Source organism: Desulfurispora sp. (assembly GCF_052744395.1).
In genome coordinates, this window is sequence record NZ_JBRAJI010000023.1 from 19144 (window position 1) to 40281 (window position 21138).

18 protein-coding genes are annotated in these 21138 nt (G+C 58.0%); 17 read left to right on the forward strand and 1 reads right to left on the reverse strand.

The window, feature by feature from the left end; all coding sequences use genetic code 11:
• Nucleotides 1-15 precede the first annotated feature (15 nt).
• The 15 genes from ACUVTU_RS07685 to ACUVTU_RS07755 all read left to right on the forward strand — a co-directional run bounded on the left by ACUVTU_RS07685 (nucleotide 16) and on the right by ACUVTU_RS07755 (nucleotide 16009).
• On the forward strand, nucleotides 16-960 hold the full coding sequence (locus ACUVTU_RS07685; protein WP_445889378.1) for an ABC transporter ATP-binding protein: 945 nt from the start codon (nucleotides 16-18) through the stop codon (nucleotides 958-960).
• Between the two features lie 21 nt (nucleotides 961-981).
• Entirely contained in the window at nucleotides 982-2217 is a 1236-nt protein-coding gene (locus tag ACUVTU_RS07690) for an ABC transporter permease (protein WP_445889379.1), read from the forward strand.
• Between the two features lie 78 nt (nucleotides 2218-2295).
• On the forward strand, nucleotides 2296-2700 hold the full coding sequence (locus ACUVTU_RS07695; RefSeq protein ID WP_445889396.1) for an acyl-CoA thioesterase: 405 nt from the start codon (nucleotides 2296-2298) through the stop codon (nucleotides 2698-2700).
• The gene (locus tag ACUVTU_RS07700; RefSeq protein WP_445889380.1) at nucleotides 2697-3188 is read left to right on the forward strand and encodes a 4'-phosphopantetheinyl transferase superfamily protein; all 492 of its coding nucleotides are present in this window, start codon (nucleotides 2697-2699) and stop codon (nucleotides 3186-3188) included. The genes ACUVTU_RS07695 and ACUVTU_RS07700 overlap by 4 nt, the downstream gene beginning before the upstream one ends.
• Nucleotides 3189-3207: 19 nt before the next feature.
• Nucleotides 3208-4131 carry an ACP S-malonyltransferase gene (fabD, locus tag ACUVTU_RS07705; protein WP_445889381.1) on the forward strand — a complete coding sequence of 308 codons (924 nt, stop codon included), beginning with the start codon at nucleotides 3208-3210 and terminating at the stop codon, nucleotides 4129-4131.
• 26 nt (nucleotides 4132-4157) lie between these two features.
• On the forward strand, nucleotides 4158-4907 hold the full coding sequence (fabG, locus tag ACUVTU_RS07710) for a 3-oxoacyl-[acyl-carrier-protein] reductase (protein WP_445889382.1): 750 nt from the start codon (nucleotides 4158-4160) through the stop codon (nucleotides 4905-4907).
• A gap of 28 nt (nucleotides 4908-4935) precedes the next feature.
• Nucleotides 4936-5226, forward strand: coding sequence for an acyl carrier protein (locus ACUVTU_RS07715; protein WP_445889383.1), 291 nt, complete (start codon nucleotides 4936-4938; stop codon nucleotides 5224-5226).
• A 6-nt stretch (nucleotides 5227-5232) separates the two neighbouring features.
• Nucleotides 5233-5748, forward strand: coding sequence for a 3-hydroxyacyl-ACP dehydratase FabZ (fabZ, locus tag ACUVTU_RS07720; RefSeq protein ID WP_445889384.1), 516 nt, complete (start codon nucleotides 5233-5235; stop codon nucleotides 5746-5748).
• Entirely contained in the window at nucleotides 5735-6037 is a 303-nt protein-coding gene (locus ACUVTU_RS07725; RefSeq protein WP_445889385.1) for a LiaI-LiaF-like domain-containing protein, read from the forward strand. Before fabZ ends, ACUVTU_RS07725 begins: the two co-directional genes overlap by 14 nt.
• A gap of 11 nt (nucleotides 6038-6048) precedes the next feature.
• Nucleotides 6049-9345 (forward strand): GNAT family N-acetyltransferase, encoded by a 3297-nt coding sequence (locus ACUVTU_RS07730; RefSeq protein WP_445889386.1) that lies wholly within the window; start codon nucleotides 6049-6051, stop codon nucleotides 9343-9345.
• A 5-nt stretch (nucleotides 9346-9350) separates the two neighbouring features.
• Nucleotides 9351-10646: a DUF6365 family protein gene (locus ACUVTU_RS07735; protein WP_445889387.1), complete on the forward strand. Its 1296-nt coding sequence runs from the start codon at nucleotides 9351-9353 to the stop codon at nucleotides 10644-10646.
• A 20-nt stretch (nucleotides 10647-10666) separates the two neighbouring features.
• Nucleotides 10667-11755, forward strand: coding sequence for an aminomethyltransferase family protein (locus ACUVTU_RS07740; RefSeq protein WP_445889388.1), 1089 nt, complete (start codon nucleotides 10667-10669; stop codon nucleotides 11753-11755).
• 35 nt (nucleotides 11756-11790) lie between these two features.
• Nucleotides 11791-14241, forward strand: a complete 2451-nt coding sequence (locus ACUVTU_RS07745) for a beta-ketoacyl-[acyl-carrier-protein] synthase family protein (RefSeq protein WP_445889389.1) — start codon at nucleotides 11791-11793, stop codon at nucleotides 14239-14241.
• A 32-nt stretch (nucleotides 14242-14273) separates the two neighbouring features.
• Nucleotides 14274-15176: a class I SAM-dependent methyltransferase gene (locus ACUVTU_RS07750; protein ID WP_445889390.1), complete on the forward strand. Its 903-nt coding sequence runs from the start codon at nucleotides 14274-14276 to the stop codon at nucleotides 15174-15176.
• Nucleotides 15177-15310: 134 nt separating this feature from the next.
• A complete protein-coding gene (locus tag ACUVTU_RS07755) occupies nucleotides 15311-16009 on the forward strand; it encodes a zinc dependent phospholipase C family protein (RefSeq protein ID WP_445889391.1) in 699 nt (232 codons plus the stop codon).
• 92 nt (nucleotides 16010-16101) lie between these two features.
• On the opposite strand, the gene ACUVTU_RS07760 is transcribed toward ACUVTU_RS07755, so the two are convergent.
• Complete coding sequence (locus ACUVTU_RS07760) at nucleotides 16102-16572, reverse strand: YbaK/EbsC family protein (RefSeq protein WP_445889392.1); 471 nt, start codon at nucleotides 16570-16572, stop codon at nucleotides 16102-16104.
• Nucleotides 16573-16796: 224 nt separating this feature from the next.
• Between ACUVTU_RS07760 and ACUVTU_RS07765 the strand changes: the two genes are divergently transcribed.
• Nucleotides 16797-17243 (forward strand): hypothetical protein, encoded by a 447-nt coding sequence (locus ACUVTU_RS07765; RefSeq protein ID WP_445889393.1) that lies wholly within the window; start codon nucleotides 16797-16799, stop codon nucleotides 17241-17243.
• 162 nt (nucleotides 17244-17405) lie between these two features.
• Nucleotides 17406-20930, forward strand: coding sequence for a transcription-repair coupling factor (mfd, locus tag ACUVTU_RS07770; RefSeq protein WP_445889394.1), 3525 nt, complete (start codon nucleotides 17406-17408; stop codon nucleotides 20928-20930).
• Nucleotides 20931-21138: the final 208 nt, after the last annotated feature.

The following is a 21138-nucleotide window of genomic DNA, read 5'->3' on the forward strand; positions in this document are numbered from 1 at the left end:
GGCGGGAGGTGGTAGATGTTGGAGCCCGAAGTGGTGATGGATGTTCAGGGACTGGTGCGGCGCTATGGTGACTTTGTGGCAGTGGATCGGGTGGAATTTCAGGTGCGGCGGGGTGAAATTTTCGGCCTGCTGGGGCCCAACGGGGCCGGTAAAAGTACGCTGATCGGTATGCTGACCGGGGTGCTGGCTCCTTCGGACGGTCGGGCCAGCATCTGCAGCCTGGATTTGCTTACCCAGAGAGAAGCCATTAAAAAGTTGGTGGGACTGGTACCCCAGGATCTGGCGCTTTACCAGACCCTTACCGCCCGGGATAATCTGGCCTTCTTTGCGTCCCTGCATGAGATCAAGGGCAAGCTGCTCGAGCAGCGCATCCAGTTTGCTCTGGCTCTGGCCCAGCTGGAGGACTGGGCGGACAAGCCGGTGCGCTCCTATTCCGGAGGGATGAAGCGGCGGCTTAATCTAGCGGTAGCCCTGCTGCACCGGCCGCGCATCCTGTTCCTGGACGAGCCCACGGTAGGAGTGGATCCCCAGTCGCGCAACCACATTTTTGATTGCATTCGCCAGCTGGCTGCAGAAGGGCTAACCGTGTTTTACACCACCCATTATATGGAGGAAGCCCAGAGTTTATGTGACCGGGTGGGCATTTTTGACCGGGGGCGCATGATTGCGCTGGATACGCCTAAAAATCTGGTGCAGACGACCCGGAGCCGGTTGCTGGAGGTAGGGGTGCTTCACCTGCCCGGTTCTGTTCTGCAAGAAATAAAGGCCATGGAGGGGGTGGAGCAGGCTACAGAGGAAAATGGCCTGCTCCTGGTGACGGCAGTCGATATACCGGCAGTAGCGGTAAAGGTGCTTTCTCTGCTGGCGGAGCGAAAGGTGAGTTTTACTTCGGTGAATACCCCCGAGGTAAACCTGGAAACCGTGTTCTTGCAGCTTACCGGCAAGACCCTGCGCGATTAACGGGTGAGAGGGAGGGGCTGAATGAAATTCTGGTATATTGCCTGCAATGACTTGAAAATCCTCAGCCGGGACATTCCCAGCATTATTTACCTGTTTATTACCCCCATCATTGTTATTGCCATTGCCAGCTTTGCTCTTTCTGGATTGTGGAACTCGGGTACAGCGGTGTTTCGCATTCCGGTGGTACAACTGGATGATGGAGAGCTGGCGCAGGAGTTCATGGCCCACCTGCGCCAGGTCAAGGCGCTGGAGCTGGAGACCAGTTATGAGGAGGATGGGCGGCGTTACTCCATGGATGAAAAAACTGCCCGCAGGCTTATCAAGGAGCGCAAAGCGGCCATAATTATCCCCCGGGACTTTACCAGCCGGGTGCGCCGGGGGCAATTGGCCAGCATTGTGGTGCTGCAGGATCCGGTGGACCGGGTGGTCCCCAGTGTGGTGGCCGATATTACCCGCAGTATCATCAGCCGGTTTTCTACCATGAGCACAGGTATCCAAACCGCCCAGACGGCTACCGGGGTGTTGCAGCAGGATGTACAGCGGCAAGGAGGGGGTGTGGATCCCCGGCCAGCCCTGCGCCGGGCGGCCGATGTGGCGGAAGCCCTGGTGGAAGAACCGCCGGTGGTGGTTACTGTAAAAACTGCAGTTGCCGAGCAGCGCCGGGTAACTCCCTTCGAGGCCAATGTGCCGGGCTATGCGGTCATGTTTATTCTTTTCGGTACGGCGGGAGCAGCAGGCTCGTTGCTCCAGGAAAAGGAGGAGGGGACCATCCGCCGTTTGTTGACCATGCCGGTAAGCCGGGCGGATATTCTGGCCGGCAAAATGACTGCCAGCTTTTTGCAGTCATTGCTGCAGGCACTGGTGCTATTTGCCGTAGGCCATCTGGTATTCGGCATGTGGTTGGGCCGGGACCTGCCAGCTCTGGGTCTGGTGATTCTGGCTACCTGTGTAGCGGCCACAGGTTTGGGTATGCTGCTGGCCTCCCTGTGCCGTACCCGTTCCCAGGTTTCGGGAGTTTCGGTGCTGGTGGTGCTGGCCATGTCGGCGCTGGGGGGTTCCTGGTGGCCTATTTATATTGTGCCGGAGTGGATGCAAAAGGTGGCTCATATCACTCTTACCGCCTGGGCCATGGATGGATTCAACGCACTGCTTACCTACGGGGGAGACATGGGTGATGTGCTGTTACCGGTAGCTGTGCTTGTGGGAATGGGAGTGTTGTTTTTCGGCATAGCCCTGAGCCGGTTCCGGCTGGAGTAGCCAGGTGGCATTCTGGTCGGCATAACCGCTGTGTTGGACGACAGGCCATGAAATCGGGGAGGAGATTTTTTGCGCTGGGTGGAGAGTGAACTGGCGGTGCGCTTTTCTGAATGCGATCCCATGGGAGTAGTGCACCACGCTAATTATTTTGTCTGGTTTGAAGTGGGACGACTGGCTGTAGCCCGGGCTGCGGGCATAGATGTTCGAGGAATGGCAAAAGAACGGGTGTTTATGCCTGTGTTGCACTGTGAGTGTCGTTTTCGGGAGTCGGCTCGCTTTGATGACACTATTTTAGTGCGCACAGCGCTTTTGCCGCCCCGGGCGGCCCGGTTGGAGTTCGTCTATGAAGTGATGCGTTTGCCGGGGCATGTGCCCCTGGCCAGCGGGCGCACGGTTCATGCCGTAATTGTGCCGGGGCGGGGCATGCTGCTGTCTTTGCCAGCCGAGATGAAGCAACGGATTGAGGAGTTTTTAAACCAATGAGATTAGGCTGTGACATTGTCGATTTGCCGCGTCTGAATCTTATTTTGCAGCAATGGGAAACCGCCCTGCAAGCCCGCCTGCTGACAGCCGCTGAGCAGGCCTGGTGCAGCTGGGGAGATTTGCCTGTGCTGGTCAAAGTAGCAGCCTGTCTGGCGGTGAAAGAGAGCTTAATTAAGGCTCTGGGAGGACGGCAGACGGGCTTTAAGTGGACCGATTTGGAACTTTTGCTGCCGGGATGTCCGGTGCCTGTATGTCTGGTAAACCTGGTGCAGGAACTGGTCAGTCAGGTCGGCCTGGCGGCAGAGAAGCTGCATACCCAGCCCTGCCGGGCCTATGGACAGCGTGGCTGGGCGGTATGGGGCTGGAAGGAACAGATGGTAATAGCCGCGGTATTGCTGGACTATCAAGCATTCAGCGGGCAAAACCATCCAGAACCGGTACAGTGGTCAGGCGGCAATTATAACCGGAACGATTTGCTAACAATGTAGAAAGGGGCGGAGATTAAGTATGCTGGGTTTTGTTTTTCCCGGTCAGGGGTCGCAGCGGATTGGTATGGGTAGAGGGCTGGTGCGTTTTAGTCCGGCCGCCCGGCAGGTTTTTGAACGGGCCGGAGAGGTGCTGGGTTTTGATCTGCTGGAGCTGTGCTGTCAGGGCCCGGCAGGGCTTCTTACTGCCACAGTGAATGCCCAGCCGGCTATATTTACCTGCAGCATGGCTGCCCAGGCTCTTTTGGAAGAACGTGATGTGCAGGCCGCTGTGCTGGCCGGTCACAGTGTGGGAGAACTGGCTGCTCTATGCGCTGCGGGCTGCCTGGACTTTGAAGCAGCCTTGCTGGCTGTGCGCCGGCGGGGAGAGCTGATGGGGTCGGTAATGGCACCGGGGGCCATGATGGCCATTGTGGGTTTGGAAGCAGATCAGTTAGAAGAGCTGTGCCGTCAGGCGGCAGAGCTGGGGCCGGTGGTGATCGCTTTGCACAACAGCCCTACCCAGCTGGTGATTTCCGGAGCCAGACCGGCGGTGGAACGGGTGGGCGAGCTGGCCCGCCTGGCTGGCGCGTTAAAAGTAGTGCCCCTGGCGGTGAGTTCGGCCTTCCATTCACCCCTGATGAGCGAGGTGGTGGAAGAGTGGGCTCAATATGTAGCCGAATTAACCATCCGGCCACCGCGGGTACCGGTGGTGTTGAACACTACTGCCCGTATCAGTACCGATGTTGGGGAAATTCGCCGGGAGCTGGTGGAACAGCTTACTTTGCCAGTGCTCTGGACCCAGAGCGTACGGACCATGCAGCGTCAGGGAGTGCGGCGTTTGCTCGAAGTTGGCGACAGCAAAGTCCTAACCGGTCTGAGCCGCCAGATCAGCCGCGAGATAGAAGCCATTAGCCTGGAAAATCCGGCCGTGATTAACCGTCTGGTGGCAGAAAGCGCGGCCTAGGTACAGGTTTTCAGGAGGGAAGTGCCGTGTATTTTACACCGGAAACCGTGGCTCTGGTCACAGGTGCCTCACGGGGTATAGGCCGGGCTATTGCCCGGGAACTGGCCCATTGCGGAGCTAAAGTGGTGGTTAATTACAGCAGCAGTGCCGCGCAGGCGGAAAGTCTGGTGGCAGAGATCCAGAGCGAAGGTGGCCAGGCCTGGGCCTGGTCGGGCAATGTGGCCGAGGAAAAGGAGGTTGTAGCGCTGTTTCGCCGGGTGCGGGGCGAACTGGGCCGCCTGGACATTCTGGTGAACAATGCGGGCATTATACGTGACGGCTGGCTCATGATGATGGGTACGGCCAAATGGGATGAGGTGATCAATGTTAACTTAAAAGGCTGTTTTTTATGCACCAGGGAAGCCATAAAGATCATGGCCCATCAAAGGCAGGGAGTGATTATTAATATTACTTCTACCAGCGGGCTGGTTGGTCAGGAGGGGCAACTCAATTATTCGGCAGCCAAAGGGGGGATTATCTCCTTCACTAAAGGACTGGCCCGGGAAGCGGCCTCTCATGGGATCCGCGTCAATGCAGTGGCACCGGGTTTTATTGAAACCGATATGGTCAAACGCATGGAACCGGCCAGGCTCAAACAATACATAGAATTGGTTCCTTTAAAACGCATGGGCAGGCCCGAGGAAGTGGCCTACCTGGTAAGCTTCCTGGCATCACCCCGGGCCGCTTATATCACCGGCAAGGTTTTTACTATTGACGGCGGGTTGATCAGTGTTTAAATCAGCTTTTTTTAAAGGAGGATGAAAAATGCCCAGTGTAGAGGTATTGTGGCAGCGGGCCCAGGAGCGGCGCCGCCTCTGTCAACAGCTCAAGGAAATGATTGTGGACCGTTTGGACCTGCCTGTGGAAGCCGATTGGATTACTGATGACCAGCCGTTGATTGGTCGCGGGCTGGAGCTGGACAGTGTGGACGCGCTGGAGCTGGTGGTGGCGGTAGAAGCTGGTTTTGGTGCGGCCATTACCGATGATCGGATGGATGTATTCGGTTCGATCAACGGACTGGCTGATTTTATAGAAAAGAACCGTTTGGAGGAGTAGTAAACCATGAAATTAAAGCCTCCTCTGTCTGCCGACGACATCCGCAAACTGTTGCCCCACCGTTGGCCCTTTCTTTTGTTGGACCGGGTGGTAGAACTGGAGCCGGGCCGCCGGGCCGTAGGGATTAAAAACGTTGCTGTCAGTGAACCTTACTTTGCCGGTCACTTTCCGGCCGAGTCCATTATGCCCGGTGTACTCATTGTGGAGTGCCTGGCCCAGCTTACGGCAGTGGCCTACACAACCGGTGCCCTGGTCGAGCTGGAGCAGGCTGCCGGAGGCCAGAGCATGGCCGACGTGGATATTTCTGCTCAAGTGGGCTACCTGGTGGCAATAAAAAACATGAAGTTTCGCCGGCCGGTATCTCCGGGTGACAGGCTGGTGCTGGAGTGCCTGCTGGGCAGCTCGCTGGGTATTTTAACCAGTGTGCAGGTGAGCGCTCGCTGTGAAGGGGAACTGGTGGCCGAAGGGTCCCTGGTGGTCTCACGCCGGCCGGAGAAGGAGCAAAGCTATGAAGCGGTTTAATCTGAGCGGAGTAATTCTGGTTCTGCTGGGTCTGGCCTTCCTGGTGGAAACCTGGGGGCTGGTGCCTGGGGGAGTTGTCGGGCGGGTATGGCCGCTCATCCTGCTGGCGGTAGGGTTATACATTTTTTCTGTCAATAAGTGGCGGATGAATGCCGGTGGAGCCATTTTAGTACTGCTGGGAGCTTTTTTCTTCATTGATTCGTTGGGCTGGTTGCCCTTTAGTATTGCCGGCAGCCTCTGGCCGCTCATTCTGGTAGCGGTGGGTGTGTATTTGCTGGCTGGCCGCTAAGGGAGGAGAATATGTCGCGTATTACCGTACGCCCTTTTCAGGTTCAGGATGCTGCGGGCGTGGCCGAGCTGTATAACCGGTACGGCTACGGTCCCATCACCCATGGTTATCCGCTAACGGCGGAAGACATACAACGGGCCATGGTAGAAAGGGGCAAGATCCGTTTTGTTGTGGCGGTAAATGAGAATGGTCGGGTGGTGGGGACCATGTCTTTCCACCCGGTTTCCGGGCAGAAAGCGGCATCTCCCGGCGCAGTGTGGGGGGGCAAGTTCTTCATTCATCCGGAGTACAGGCTGGGTCAGATACCAGCCCAGCTTTTTACCAAAGGTATAGAGTACCTGGTGGAGCGAGGCTACAATCGCATTGACACCGAGGTGGCCCCGGGTAACCTGACTGCCATTTCCTTGTATAAAAGAGTTGGTTTTCGGCGTACTTACCGCTCCATTATTGATGGCGATGACTATCTGGAAATGATTAACTACACCCCTTATTTGGCCCGCTACTTTCAACAAGCGTTAAACCTGAAAGAGAATACCTATTTGGACAAGAATGTAGCCCAGGGCTGGAAAAACCTTCTGTCAACCCTGGCTGCGCGTTCCAGTGAGGTGGACAGCATTTACTGGCACGGGCGGGAAGTGGTGAGCTATGACCTGGAGATTGAACAAGCCCGGATACAATGTTTGATTGATCTGGAGTGCGAACAGATTATTGCTTTATACAGCAATATCTTCAGTTTTGAATGTTACCCTCATGCTGATCGCTGGCAGGCCGGGGCCGGTGAAGAGGTAACTTTATGTTTCCGGTACATCAATACATCCCAGACCGACTTTCGGCTGGCGGTGCGGCAATGCTGGCCCGATGGCCGGGAAGTAGCTTTGCTGGAAGGGATGTTGTTGGAACCGGGCGCCAGCTGGGAAAAAGAATTGTCCGTGGTGCTTCCCGAGTCAGGAGGGCCATTGGTATTGGAAAACCGGCTGTTGCTGGAGGAAATTTGGCCTGGACAGACCAACCGGTTTTACTTTACTTTTGCACTGCCTCTGAAGACTGTAGCCGGTGCAGCGGCAGGCGGTGGTCGTGGCCAGAAGGTGGTGGAATGCTGGAACACATCCGGTCAGGTCAGGGTGAGTATGGATGAAAGACAATGGTGCCTGGAAAATGCCGCCATAAAGGTACGGCTGGATGCGCGTACAGGAGCGCTGGAAGTGGTGGAGCGTACCACTGGAAAAGTTATGGTCCAGGAACCCTGGCCCGATTTGGGCCCGCCCTTTCCCGGGGGCTTTAAGCGGCCGGCGGAACGGCCGTTGCGTTTGGTGGAATGGCAGGAAAGTGCCGGCCGGAGTGAATTAGTGTTGGAAAGCCCGGCCAATATTTGGTGGTGGCGGGATAAGGCCAGTCTGAGCGCCATGCAGCCGCCCGGTGGGGAAATGCTGTGTGGCTACACATTGCGGCGCCGCTATGTTCTGGGTACAGATGGTACTTTGCTGATAGGCAGCGAACTGCACAAAAAACACTTTGACACTGCGGCGGGAGAGAGGGACTCTGCTGGAGCAAGCCAGTCCAGAGAGTTTTTTCTACGCCTTTATCCCTGGGCTAGCCAGCGCTTGCTGGACTTGACAGTGCCTTTAAAGAGCGGTTTGTGCCGGTTACCGGTAATCTATGAAAAATTCCCCTTTCTAACTCATGACTATGAGGGTATGCGGTCGGGCGACCTACCCCTTAGCCCGGATGATTATACAGCGCCCTGGTCGGCATTCAGCGGGGAGGGAATGGTGGTAGGCCTGATTTGGCCCGGCGCTCACGAGGTGCGATTTGGCTTGCACTGGATGCCTTCGGTGCTTTACCGCGTGATGTTGCCTTTATCGGGGGAAATGCATCGTTTCCCCAATTACTACTATTTTTGCGGGGCCGGTGATTATCGTCAGGTAGCCCGTTGCTGGCAGATGATGAACAAGTCTTGTTTGCCGGGCGCTGAACAACCCGTGGTGTTGAGCTGGCCGCCGGTGGTGGCCCAGGTAAAACCCGCACTCTTCTTGGCCGGCGAAAAAAAGGAAGTCACGGTAAAAATAAGGACTACCAGTCAAAAGCCCCGGGAGGGGGAGGTTTTCTTAATACTTCCTGCAGAAGCAGCAGCGGGGGGAGCTTTGGCCGGGGAGAAAATTGCGGCGGACAGGGCAGTTGGGGATATCCCGGGAAACAGGGAGTTTGGTAAACCGGAAAAACTCCGGAGCTGGGATAAACTGAAACAAATTTGCCGGCAGTGGCTGGTCAGGTGGAAGGAGCGGGGTAAACAAGGCGCCAACCGGGACGCCGGTAGCACCGGTTCCAAGCAACCAAAGCGGCAAGTAAGGTTATACAGGGGCGGGATTAGCTGGAGCAAGCCCTGTGAAGTGACTTACCCTGTTTGCTGGAATGGTTCACCGGGCATATGGCAGGGTGCGCTCATGTGGCAGGAAAAGGAGGGTCAGGTGGTTTGGCCCTGGCCGGTGCTGGTGCCGGGTAGCGCACGGGGCGAGGTGCAGGTTAAGCAGCTTTCCCAGCAATGGCGGGTGAGCAATGGACGCCTGCAGTTTACACTGGCCCCCCATTTTGCCGGCACCCTCATCGGCCTGCAGGCCGGGGCAAGGCAATGGCTTTATACCGGGTATCCCAAAATAAAGCCTATCGGTTCCTGTCCCGCTTCCCGGGGCGGGGCCAAGTTCTATCCGGTTACTGGAAGTGACGACTGGCTGGTTACCCTGAGCGCTGAAGAAGTGCCCTGGCAGTTTGTGGCCCAGGCATATGCTTCGCCAGGTAATGCACTGCCCTGGCGCGGGGTGCAGTTAACAGGAAAAACCGAACAGGAAGAATGGAAGCAACTGGAAGTATGCTTTTTCTTCTTGACTTTACCGGATAGTCCATTGCTCTGGGCGGTGGCCCAGTATCACTACCGGGGAGAGCAGGAAAGGCAATTTGATAGTGTTTTCAGCCTGCATGCCAACCCGGCTGCCGGCCAGCGCTTCTGCTGTCTGCGGGGAGAGGAAGTGCTGACCGTGGTCTCCGGGGAAGAAAAGGTTTCCGCCGTGTTGGGGGAAAGTGTGGGGGTGCTGGAGACAGCAGAAGGCACGCTGGCTCTGGTTACCTGTGGTCAACCGGGTAAAGTGTTGGGCAGGCAGCTGGCGGGAGGTTTGTGGCAGCTTATGGCCATGCAGCGGCTTAAGCTTTCACCTGGTAGCAGCCGGAGTGTAGCGGTTGGGCTCATGCTCGGGCCGGTAAATGCTTCTCCCCGGTTATACCGGCACCTGGCGGCAGTGCTGCCGGAAGGAGTGTAAGAACAGTGCGGCTGTTGGTTTTATCACTCAGCGAACACAGTTTGGGAGAATTGCACAATGCCTTGCTTTTTGCCCGGCAGTTACCGCATCCGGAGGATGATGTGCTGTTTGTAGCTACCGAAGGCCATAGTGCATATGTCCGGCAGGCGGGAATGTTGTGCCAGGTTTGGACCAAAAACCCTGCCCAGAACGGGCAATTGCTGGATGAATTGCTGGTTACTTGCCGGCCCGAGGTGGTACTGCTGGCCGATTATTACAACCTGTTCATGGAAGGGCCGCTGCTGGAACCGGCCCGGGTGGAAAAAATTGCTCTGCCGCTGGCTACTTTTGATTCCATGAACTTTGCTCCGGGCCCTACCAGGCTGGAAAAGGAAATTTTGCGCCATTGTCGGCACAGCAGGGTTTTTGGACGGGGTGGCCAGTTTCAGACCGTATTGCCTGCTGTGCCCGCCCATATGGCCGTACTGCGGTCCTGTCCCATCAACCGGCCGGTGGCGGAAAAAGGCATCTTGCCGGTTAGTTTGTATAAGGAATCCTGCTGGCAACAGGATGAGGATAAGCGGCGCAGTATTCGGCAACGGTTTAATTTTTCGGAGCGGGAAAAGCTGGTGATGCTGGCCAGGTCATCCTGGGCCCAGCTGGTGTTTCGGATTATTGCTATGGAACATGGCCGGGGTAACAGCTTTTCTTATGAGCGGGTACTGCAGCAGCTTTTGCGCCTCTATCTTGGGCAAGTAGAAGGAACGGTGGTGGTGCTGGGGATAGGTTTACAACCCGGTTTTAGTGCTGTTGATGAAAAGGTGCGCTTTGTATCGCTGCCCTTTTTGAGCCTGGAGGAATACCAGTCGCTGCTCTGGGCGGTGGATCTTTTTATAACTGATAATATTACCTCCTGTTCTGCAGCCAAAGCGGCTGTAGGAGGTGTGCCCGTGCTGGTGTTGACCAGTTCCCTGGAAAGCCGGGGTGACGGCATGTACCTGGCACCTTTTGAGCTCAGTGCGGAGGCGCTAAGGCTTTTGCAGCAATGGGAAAGAGCTGTACCGGGAAGTATTTTCCCTTACAATGTTTATCCCTTTGGCTGGATAAAGGAGCTTGCTCCTTTATTGCAGGACAACCCTTATTGCGATTTACTCGTTCGGGCGGAGATGTTTGATGTGCAGGGAACCGGCGAACTGATCCAGCGGCTGCTTTATGATCAGGCGGTCCAGGAGCGGTTGGCAGAAGCCCGGCAGCAATACCGCCAGATTTTGCTGACTTTGCCCGGAGCCCGGGAAGCCATGGAATGGGTGCACAATTATTAACCAGAAAGGAGCTGGGTCTAATGAGTTACACTTCACCTTTACAAAAATTCTATCAACCGGTAACCACTCAGCCGGCCGGTGATCTGGAGCTGCCCTGGGAATTTAGCAGCCTGGAGCAAGAATACCGGGCATTGCGTCAAAAGGCTGTCCTGCTGGACTTTTCTTATGCCGGCCGAATCCTGATCAGCGGCGAACAGGCCATGGAATATATGCAAAAGATGTGCACCCGGGATCTGGAATATCTTATGCCGGACCGCGCTTTATTTAGCCTGGTGCTGGATCAGGAGGCCCGGCCTCTGGATGTGGTTACGGTATACAATCATGGTGAGAGTTACTGGGTCGAAACATCGCCCTGGGGCCGCCAGGCCGTGTGGCAGCTTTTGACCGAAAATTGTGTTGATGGCATGGAAGTTCGGGATTTGAGCGAACAGTATGCTGTGCTGGGGCTGGAAGGTCCCTATGCCTGGCAGGTGCTGTCCCGGGTGGCCGATTTTGATGTCAGCATTCTGGCCTATAAAGGGTTTTTGCCCGCCAGCTGGCAGGGAGAACCGTTCTGGGTGGCCCGGATGGGATACACTGCAGAATACGGCTACAGGATCTATGCTGCTCCCGGCCTGGCGGAACAGCTCTGGACGGTGCTAGCCGGGGAAGCCGAACCGGCCGGCTATCATGCGCTGGAAGTGGCCATGCTGGAGGTGCGCCAACCTTTATTGCATCGAGAACTGGGTGAAGATGGCAATGTACTGCGCTGCGGACTTAACTGGCTGGTGGATTTGAATAAAGAAGATTTTTGGGGTAAAGAAGCATTAATGGCCCAAAGACAAAACGGTTATGATTACCTGACAGTAGGATTTTGTGCTGGTCCGGCGGTGCAACTGGCGGCAGGCTGTGTGGTAGCGGCGGCCGAGGGAACCGAGATCGGTCAGGTGGTTACCTGCCTATTTAGTCCTGGTCTGGGTAAACAACTGGGACTGGCGCGTCTGCAGCATGAGTGGACAGCTTCAGGACTGGATCTGCTGGTGCGCGATGTGCATGGGGAGTGGCAACCGGTGCGGACACTGTCTGCGCCCTATATCACCCCCAAGAGCTGGAATGTAGCTATGGTCTAAGCCCCGAAGGGCAAAAGATTTGGGGAGTGTTTGATTTGGCGGCAAACAGGGTTGTCATTACTGGTCTGGGTGTGGTTAGTGCGGCCGGGATAGGTCGAGAGGAATTCTGGCGCAATGTGGTAGCAGGGCGAACGGGAATTAAAATCCTTAAATCCATAGACTCTACAGAACTGCGTACTAAAGTAGCCGGTGAAATTCAAGATTATTGTCCTGAGGAGCATTTTTCCCGCCGGCAGTTGCGCCGTCTGGACCGGGCGGGGCAATATGCCGTGCTGGCGGCGCGGGAAGCCATTAAACAGGCCGGCCTGGAGGGGGCGGAAATAGATGCCAGCCGGGCAGGTGTGGTGCTGGGCACTTCTCTGGGCGGTATGCAGAGCGGCGACTGTTTTCACCGCCAGTGGTTGACCCGGGGTTTGCGCCGGGCCAGACCGGGCCTTTTACTCTCCTATCCCATACACACCCCTTGCGATGCGGTAGCGCATCATTTAGGGTGGCGTGGCCCGCGTTCGGTTATCTCTACTGCCTGTGCGGCCGGTGCCAATGCGCTGGGGTTGGCCCGGGACTTGTTGCTGGCCGGCCAGGCGGATGTAATGCTAGCCGGGGGGGTGGATCCCCTTTGCCTGCTCTCCTTTACTGGCTTTAGCGTTTTGCAAGCTGCCTGCCCGGAGCACTGTGCGCCTTACAGCCGCTCGGATGGGATGAATTTGGGTGAAGGGGCGGCGGTGCTGGTATTGGAACCGCTGGAAAGGGCCCTGGAACGCCGGGCCCCCATTCTGGCTGAATTTTTGGGCTATGCTCTTTCTGCCGATGCCTATCATCCTACTGCTCCCGATCCCAGCGGACGGGGAGCAGCGACAGCCATGATTCAAGCACTGCAAATGGCCGGTTTATCCCGGGAAGAGGTGAGCTATATTAACGGGCACGGTACCGGTACGCCGGCCAATGATCAGGCTGAGCCCCGGGCTATGCGTTTGGTGTTCGGTTCACGGCTTTCCTCCATCCCTATCAGCAGCACCAAATCTATTATTGGTCATACTCTGGGGGCGGCGGGAGCCATTGAAGTGGTTACCTGTACGCTGGCAGTGGAGCGGGATGTTATTCCTCCTACGATTAATTTCCATGCTGAGCGGGTGGCTTACCCTGATTTGGATTTTGTTCCCAATCGGTCCCGGGCCGGTCAGGTAGAGGTGGCGCTATCCAATTCCTTTGCCTTTGGTGGTAATAATGCCTGTGTAATTGTTGGAAAATATCGGGCCAGGAGGAGTATACCGCGGGAAGAACCTGCGGGTGAAGTAGTGATCACCGGGCTGGGGGCCGTGGGAGCGGCCGGAAACAGTATAGAGGAATGGTGGCGGGTGCTGGCCCGTGGGCAGACTTGCTGGGGTCCGGTGCATGGTTTTGATGTCAGTGCCTGCCGTTGCCAATTGGGGGCGGAAATGCCTGCCCTTTCTCCCCGGGGCATAGCATCACCGGAAGCCTGGCGGCGTATGGATACCCTGTCCCGGCAGGCTCTGGTGGCTGCCCGGCAGGCCATAAAGCACGCTGGTTTGAGTGTGGGTAAAGACAATGAAAATCGTATAGCAGTGATTTTTGCCACCGGCAGTGGGCCTATTGAGACTGTTGAAGCCTTTAATCGCAGTATTATTTTGCAGGGACCGGCTGCGGCCAATCCCAAGCTTTTTCCCAATACAGTGATGAATGCGGCAGCCGGACACATTTGCCTGGCTACAGGCATCAAAGGACCTACTTCAACGATCACGGCCGGGGGAGTTTCCAGCCTGCAGGCCTTGATCTATGCGGCCCACATGTTGCGCTGTGGCCGGATAGATGCGGCACTGGTGGTTTGTGCTGACGAATTTAACCAGGCCCTGCTGGCAGGGCATGACTGTTTACCGGGTTTCCTGACCCGGGAGGCAGTGCGCCCCTTTGATGAACATAGCTCGGGTACCCTGCTGGGTGCGGCCGGAGTGGCGTTTGTGTTGGAACGAGAAGAGCTGGCCAGCCAAAGAGGGGCAGTTGGGCTGGCCCGCTGGCTGGGTTATGGCCTGGCCGGAGATACCCACAGGCTGGGCGGAGTGGATCCCCGGGGCGAAGACTGGAGTAGAGCTATCACCCGGGCCCTGGAGCAGGCCGGTGTGCAGCCTGCCGTGCTGGGCTATTGTGCAGCGGCAGCCAGTGGTGTGGCGGTGGTCGACCGGGCGGAAGCTTTAGCCCTTACAGCAGCTGGTTGCGCTGCTGTACCGGTAGGGGCTCCCAAGTCCCTGGTGGGGGACTGTATGGGATGCGCCGGGGCGGTTAACGTGCTGGCGGGTATACTGGCGCTGCGGGAGGGACAGCTCACGCCCACTGCCCATTTGCAAGAGCCTCTGGCTGATTTGCCCTTGGCTCACGTGCGCCAGCCCGTGCGGCAAGAAGTAAACTATGTGTTAATAAACTCATTTGCCTATGGCGGAAATTACACCAGCCTGGTGTTGGGCAGCGCCTAAACATGCAGGATGGCGGTCGGGAGGTGGGATTGGTGTCCGGTTTCAAATATGACGGGAATGTGGAAATGTGGCCCGGCAGTGCGGCAGCCTACATTGTGGAGCTGGTGGGTGAAAAGAAACGGGTGCTGGAGGTGGGTTGTGCTACCGGTTACATGAGCCGGGTGCTGAGCGAGAGACTTGGCTGTCAGGTAACCGGTATAGAAATTGACCCCCGGGGGGCGGAGAAGGCGGCAGCATACTGCCAGCAGGTAATTTGTGGTGATGTAGAACAAATGGATATGCCCTTTGCTCCGGCATCCTTTGATGTTGTTCTGATGGGCGATGTGCTGGAACATCTGCGCTTTCCCGACCGTGTGCTGGAAAAAGTGAGTCCTTTGCTGACTGCCGGTGGGTATGTGGTGGCTTCTATTCCCAATATTACTCATATTGCAGTCATCCTGGAGATGGCCCGGGGGCGCTTCCTCTATCAAGCGGTGGGCCTGCTGGATGATACTCATTTGCGGTTTTTTTGCCGGCAGACCGTGGGTGAGCTTTTCAGGCGTACTGGATACCAGATTACCCAGAGGCGGCAGGTCATAATTCCTCCCGAGCTCACCGAGTTTCAAAGCGAGGTTGGTTTGTATCCGCCGCAAATGCTGGATTTTATCCAGCAGCATCATCCCGATTATCATACCTATCAGTTTGTGGTAAAAGCTGTGCCCAATGCTGGGCTTAAAGCAAGCCAGGCCCTGGCAGGAAATGTGGAGCCGGAGAGAAAGGAATGGGACCAGGAACTGGTGAGCGGTAAATGGCACTCCCGGGCGGTGGAACGTTTGGTAGAAAGATTGCGCCGGCGGGAGCAGGAGCACTGCCGGGAATTACAACATCTGCGGGCTCTGCTGAGAGAGAAAGAAGCTGAATTGGCCTCCTTACGCGGTATGTCAGCTAAAATGTAAAAAAAACTTTACAGCTGGTTTACCATGTTTTAAAATCCGCCTGGTAATTATTTTAAGCATCGTGCTGCATAATGACCATAACACAGAAAATACGGCCTGTCGAAAAATACTATGCGGTGCAGCGAGGTGGCGCGATGTTGGGGCAAGTGATTAAGCGGGCGGTGGGCAGCCTGGCCTTGCGCGGGGAAACTGAGCAGGCAGTTGCTGCTTCGCCGGCGCAAAAGCAGATCAAAGGATTTGCTACCCACCTGTTCATCAACCGGCAGGCCCGGCAAATTCTCTACCGGGATGGTTGGGAACGGGAAGCCCGCTTGCTGGAGGGCTATGGGGCAGCTCTGGATGAGGGAACCGTTTGGGCCGACCGCTGGCTAAAAAACAACTGTCACTATTACGATCCTGCCTGCGGTGCAGGGCTCTGGCTCTGCGACCATGCAGCCAACAAATGCCAGCAGTTCTTTTTCCGGGCGCTGGCGCTGTGGGAGGGCCGGCAGACTCACAGGGCGATGCGCTTTTTGGGAGCCGCTGCACATCTGGTACAGGACCTTTGTGTGCCCCATCACGCTGCCCGGCAGGTGTTTCATGGCCATGCCGATTATGAAAAATGGGTGGAGCAAAACTTTCTCCATTATGCCGTGGAGGACAAAGGAATTTATTACCCCGGCCGTCGTCCGGCGGTCTGGGTAATCAGCAATGCCACCGTGTCCCGGGCTTTTTACCACCTGGTGTGCCAGTTCTCTCCCCGTTCTTATCATGTAGCTACCAGTGTGCTGCTGCCTTTGGCCCAGCGCAGCACAGCGGGTTTTTTGCAGAGCTTTTGCCAGTACATTATTTAAAGAAACTATCGTCCCGGTTCATGCAGAAAGTATTTTTAATCAATTTCACTTTCCATCGCCCGTCCTAGGAACGGGCATTTCTTGTGGCCGCACTACTGCCATTCCCGGCAGACATCCACCCAGCCGCGGCTTTTGGCATATTCCTCCAGTTCGGTGCAGGTGAGCTCAATAGCTGAATTGCTGCTGCCACAGGCGGGAAAAATGGTTTTAAATCTTTTGAGGGATACATCCAGATAAACCGGCAGCTCTTTTTTTAGCCCGAAAGGACAGACACCGCCCACGGCATGCCCGGTAAATTCCAGCGTTTCTTCCGGAGTGAGCATTCTGGGTTTTTGGCCGAAGGCGGCTTTGAATTTCTTGTTGTCCACCCGGGCATCGCCGGCGGTCACCACCAGCAGGGCGTCTGCGTCACTTTTAAAAGCCAGCGTTTTGGCAATGCGGGCCGGTTCCACTCCCAGGGCCCGGGCGGCCAGTTCCACTGTGGCGCTGGACACGCTAAATTCCAGGATGTCCTTTTCTCTGTGCCATTTCTGCAGGTGAGCGCGTGCTTGTTCAATAGACACGGGGCATGTTCCTTTCCAGACAAAGTTAGTTTGGTCACAGGAGGCCGTATTCCGCATATGGCCCGGTATAAAGCGGTACCACAGCGGCCAATGCGGGGCTTTAGCTCTGCATACTTCGACACGGCCTGGTATTCTTCCTGCTTTTACCGGTCATTATGCCGCCCGGCAGGCGTCTGAATGCGTGCCGGCAGCCCAGCGGGGAAAATTATTCTGGGGGCGAGAGGGTGGAGACAGGACCTTTCTGGTTAAGCATCCCGGCAGCGCTGCTGGCCGCATTGCTGGTCTGGGCGGGCAATGCCGGGCTGGCTTTGTGGTTTACCGGCCGGTGCAGAGTGGTGCTGCTGGGGCCGGCGCTGGAGGAGAGCACCAAAACTCTGCTGGCCCTGGCGCTGGGGGCCTGGCTGCCCGGGGTACATCTGGGTTTCGGCCTGCTGGAGGGTGTATGGGAGTGGCGGGCCGGCCGGGGGGACCGGCGGGCGCTGCTGGCCGCCGTGCTTACCCACGGCGCTCTGGGCGGGCTGACCTGGTATGTGCTGGGGTGGACTAACAGCATCTGGCCGGCCGTGCTTGCGGCCTGGCTGCTGCACGCCGCCTGGAACGGGCTGGTCTGGCGGCTGGCTCCGCCGGCTGGCCCGCGGGCGGCTTCACCAGCCCGGCCGGGGGCAAAATAAAATGGCGGCGGGTGGTTTGCTTTTGCTTACCCGTAGGTTATACTATGGATAACAGGGCAGGAGAGCTTTAGCCTCGGCTAAAGCTCTTTTCGTGCTGTCCTGGTTTTCACCCACTGCAGGTATTCTCTGCAGCGGGCAATTGCTGTTTTTGACGGTGATGCTATGTCCGGCTTGCTTACACCTGTACAGGCCACTGCCGAATATAAAACCGCCAGCCTGAATCTGGACAAAGGCCGTCCCCAGATGCTGATCGGCCTGTCCGGCGCGCCCCGGGCCTGTTTTGTGGCCGCCCTGGTGCAGGAGCGGGGCACTTGTGCCCTGGTGGTCACCACCTCCGAGCAGGATGCCCGCCAGCTGGTCGAAGACCTGGACGGCCTGCTGCCGGGGCGGGCGGAGCTTTTCCCGGCTTCGCCCGTGCCGCTTTATCAGGTGACGGCTCACGGTCGGGAGGCCATGGCCGGGCGGCTGAGCGTGTTAACCCGCCCGGTGCCGGAGCCCGTTGTGCTGGTGGCTTCCCTGGAAGCCTTTTTGCGCCGTCTGCCCGATCCGCGCGTCTTTCGGGCAGCCCGGCTGGAGCTGCAGGTGGGGCAGTCCTACTCCCCGGGCGAGCTGATGAAAAAACTGCTCGATCTGGGCTACGAGCGGGTGGACAAGGTGGAGGCACCCGGCCAGTTCGCCCGGCGGGGCGGTATTCTGGACATCTATCCGCTGACTGGTCAGCATCCGGTCCGGGTGGAGTTTTTTGACGAAGAAGTGGATTCGCTGCGCACCTTCAGCGCGGCCACCCAGCGCTCGCTGGAGCAGCACCAGCGGGTGGAAATCGGTCCGGCGGCCGAGCTGGTGCTGGATGACGCGGTGCGGGACGCCGCTCTGGAAAGAATTCTGGCCGATTACCAGGCGCAGCGCAAAAAGATCACCCGCAGCGCCGGCAGCGAAGCACGGCAGCAGCTGGAGGAACTCTATGGCCGCCTGCGGGCCGCCGTGGAAAGCGGTGTGTACGAGCCGCTTTTGGAGCAGTACAGCTATTATTTTTATCCGCAGCCTGTCAGCCTGGTGGATTACCTGTCCCCGGAGGCTCTGCTGGTCTTTGATGAGCCGGTGCGCCTGATGGAGGCGGCCGGGGCCCTGCACAAAGAGCGGGCCGAGGTCTGCAACCACCTGCTGGGCCGGGGCAAGGCGCTGCCTGCGGTTTACCGCAGCTATCTGGACTGGGAGGAAGTGCAGGAGGCGCTGACCGGCAAACCGGTGCTCTACTGCAGTGCCCTGCCCCGCCAGAGCGGCGTGCCGGCCCGCTATGTGGTGAACATATCGGCCAAGAGTGTCCCCTCTTTTATGGGCCGCCTGGACATCCTGGTGGACGAGGTCAGGCAGTGGAAGCGCCGCCAGTACGGCGTGGTGCTGCTGGTCGGTGGCGAGGAGCGGTCCCGGGCCCTGCTGGAAGAACTGCAGCAGGCCAGGGTGGATGCCTACCGGGTGGGCAAACTGACTGTGCCACCGGCGCCGGGCCAGGTGGTGATTGCGCCGGGCACGCTTTCCGCCGGCTTCGAGCTGGTGAGCGCCCGGCTGGTGGTAATCACGGAAAACGAACTTTCCGGCCATCGCCGCCGGGCCCGGCGGGCGGCCCGGCCCCGGCAGGCCGGGCGCCTGGAACCCTTCACCGATCTGAAGAAGGGCGACTATGTGGTGCATGTGAACCACGGCATCGGCCGCTACGAGGGTATTGTGTCCATGGAAGTGGCCGGACTGCGCAAGGATTACCTGCAGATCAAATACGCCGGGGAAGACAGGCTCTATGTGCCCGTGGATCAGGTGGATCTGGTGCAAAAGTACCTGGGCGCCGATGCCGAATCTCCCCGCCTCTCCCGCCTGGGGGGAGCCGAATGGCACAGGGTGAAAAGCCGGGTCAAAGAGGCTGTGCGCCAGATGGCCGATGAGCTGTTAAAGCTCTACGCCGCCCGGGAGACCATCCGTGGCCACGCTTTTTCGCCCGACAAGCCCTGGCAGAAGGAATTCGAGGACGCTTTTCCCTATGAGGAAACTCCCGATCAGTTGCGGGCCATAGCAGATGTGAAGCGGGACATGGAAAAGCCGCGCCCCATGGACCGCCTGCTTTGCGGGGATGTGGGCTACGGCAAGACCGAGGTGGCGCTGCGGGCCGCCTTTAAAGCGGTCATGGACGGCAAACAGGTGGCCGTGCTGGTGCCCACCACCATCCTGGCCCAGCAGCACTACCACACCTTCAAGGAGCGCTTTGCCCCCTACCCGGTGAACATCGAACTTTTAAGCCGCTTTCGCAGCCCGCGCGAGCAAAAACAGGTGCTGGCCGGCTTAAAGAGCGGGACGGTGGATATTGTCATCGGTACCCACCGCCTGGTGCAGGGCGATGTGCAGTTCAAAGACCTGGGCCTTTTAGTGGTGGACGAAGAGCAGCGCTTCGGGGTGGCCCACAAAGAGCGGCTCAAGCTCCTCAAACAAAATGTGGATGTGCTTACCCTCACGGCCACGCCCATCCCCCGTACACTGCACATGTCCCTGGTGGGTGTGCGCGATACCAGCCTGCTGGAAACGCCGCCCGAAAACCGCTTTCTCGTGCAGACCTATGTGGTGGAAGAAGACCCGGTAATGATCCGCGAGGCCATCAGCCGGGAAATGAGCCGGGGCGGGCAGGTTTTCTTTGTGCACAACCGGGTGATGGAGCTGGACCGGGTGGCCAGCTGGCTGCAGGAGCTGGTGCCCGAAGCCCGTATTGCCGTGGCCCACGGCCAGATGCGCGAGGACAGCCTGGAAGAAATCATCATGGACTTTCTGGCCGGGGAGTATGACGTGCTGCTCTGCACCACCATCATTGAAAGCGGCCTGGATATGCCCAATGTGAACACCCTGATTGTCAAGGATGCCGATAAAATGGGCCTGGCCCAGCTCTACCAGTTGCGCGGCCGGGTGGGGCGTTCCAATCGCCTGGCCTACGCCTATTTTACCTACCGCCGGGAGAAGGTCTTAAGTGAGCAGGCGGAAAAGCGCCTGGCAGCCATTCGGGAGTTTACCGAGTTTGGCAGCGGTTTTAAGATCGCCATGCGCGACCTGGAAATCCGCGGTGCGGGCAATATCCTGGGCGCCGAACAGCACGGCCACATTGCCGCCGTGGGGTTTGATCTGTACTGCCGGCTGCTGGAGGAAGCCGTGCGGGAAGCCCGGGGGCAGACCGGTCCGGCGCCGGTGGAGACCAGTATCGAGCTGCCGGTGGAAGGGTATATCCCGGATGAATACATCCCGGACACCAACCAGAAGATCGAGATCTACCGCCGCCTGGCGGCCGCTGCTGCGCCGGAGGAGGTGGAGGACATCCGGGAAGAGCTTTGGGACCGCTTTGGCGACCCGCCGGAATCCGTGCTCAGTCTGCTGCGGGTGGCCCGGCTGAAAGCCATGGCCATGCAGCTGCGCGTGCGCCAGGTGGGCCTGCAGGCCGGGCACTTTAGCCTCCATTTTGCCCCCGGACACAATTTGAGCGGCGAGCTGCTGGTGCGCCTGGGGCAGGAGTACGGCGGGCGGATCAAGTTCCAGAATTTAGGGGAGGAATTCCAGATCAAGCTGCGCGCTCCCCTGCCCGGCAGTTCGTCCGGACACATCCTGGATATGCTGGAGGATTTTCTGCACCGCCTGCAGCGGGAGGCAGGCAGCGCCGCTTAGCATAATTTGTCCGCTTGTCCCCGGCGCGGCCGGGGGGTATAATCAAGCCGGGGGTATAATCAACTAGGATACATGATGCATGTAAACAAATTGTGTACGTAGTGGGTGTGCTAATCCTGAGCGAGCCCGTATGGAGTACCGGTCGCAGCACCAGGCGAGGGCGCGGCAGCGGGCCGGGAGGCGCGGACAGGATGTCCGCGCCAGCCCC

Excerpts from the sequence above, each read along its gene's own strand:
- ACUVTU_RS07685 (WP_445889378.1), top strand. The coding sequence starts at position 16 with ATGTTGGAGCCCGAAGTGGTGATGGATGTTCAGGGACTGGTGCGGCGC.
- ACUVTU_RS07690 (WP_445889379.1), top strand. The coding sequence starts at position 982 with ATGAAATTCTGGTATATTGCCTGCAATGACTTGAAAATCCTCAGCCGG.
- ACUVTU_RS07700 (WP_445889380.1), top strand. The coding sequence starts at position 2,697 with ATGAGATTAGGCTGTGACATTGTCGATTTGCCGCGTCTGAATCTTATT.
- fabD (WP_445889381.1), top strand. The coding sequence starts at position 3,208 with ATGCTGGGTTTTGTTTTTCCCGGTCAGGGGTCGCAGCGGATTGGTATG.
- ACUVTU_RS07715 (WP_445889383.1), top strand. The coding sequence starts at position 4,936 with ATGCCCAGTGTAGAGGTATTGTGGCAGCGGGCCCAGGAGCGGCGCCGC.
- fabZ (WP_445889384.1), top strand. The coding sequence starts at position 5,233 with ATGAAATTAAAGCCTCCTCTGTCTGCCGACGACATCCGCAAACTGTTG.
- ACUVTU_RS07725 (WP_445889385.1), top strand. The coding sequence starts at position 5,735 with ATGAAGCGGTTTAATCTGAGCGGAGTAATTCTGGTTCTGCTGGGTCTG.
- ACUVTU_RS07730 (WP_445889386.1), top strand. The coding sequence starts at position 6,049 with ATGTCGCGTATTACCGTACGCCCTTTTCAGGTTCAGGATGCTGCGGGC.
- ACUVTU_RS07740 (WP_445889388.1), top strand. The coding sequence starts at position 10,667 with ATGAGTTACACTTCACCTTTACAAAAATTCTATCAACCGGTAACCACT.
- ACUVTU_RS07755 (WP_445889391.1), top strand. The coding sequence starts at position 15,311 with ATGTTGGGGCAAGTGATTAAGCGGGCGGTGGGCAGCCTGGCCTTGCGC.
- mfd (WP_445889394.1), top strand. The coding sequence starts at position 17,406 with ATGTCCGGCTTGCTTACACCTGTACAGGCCACTGCCGAATATAAAACC.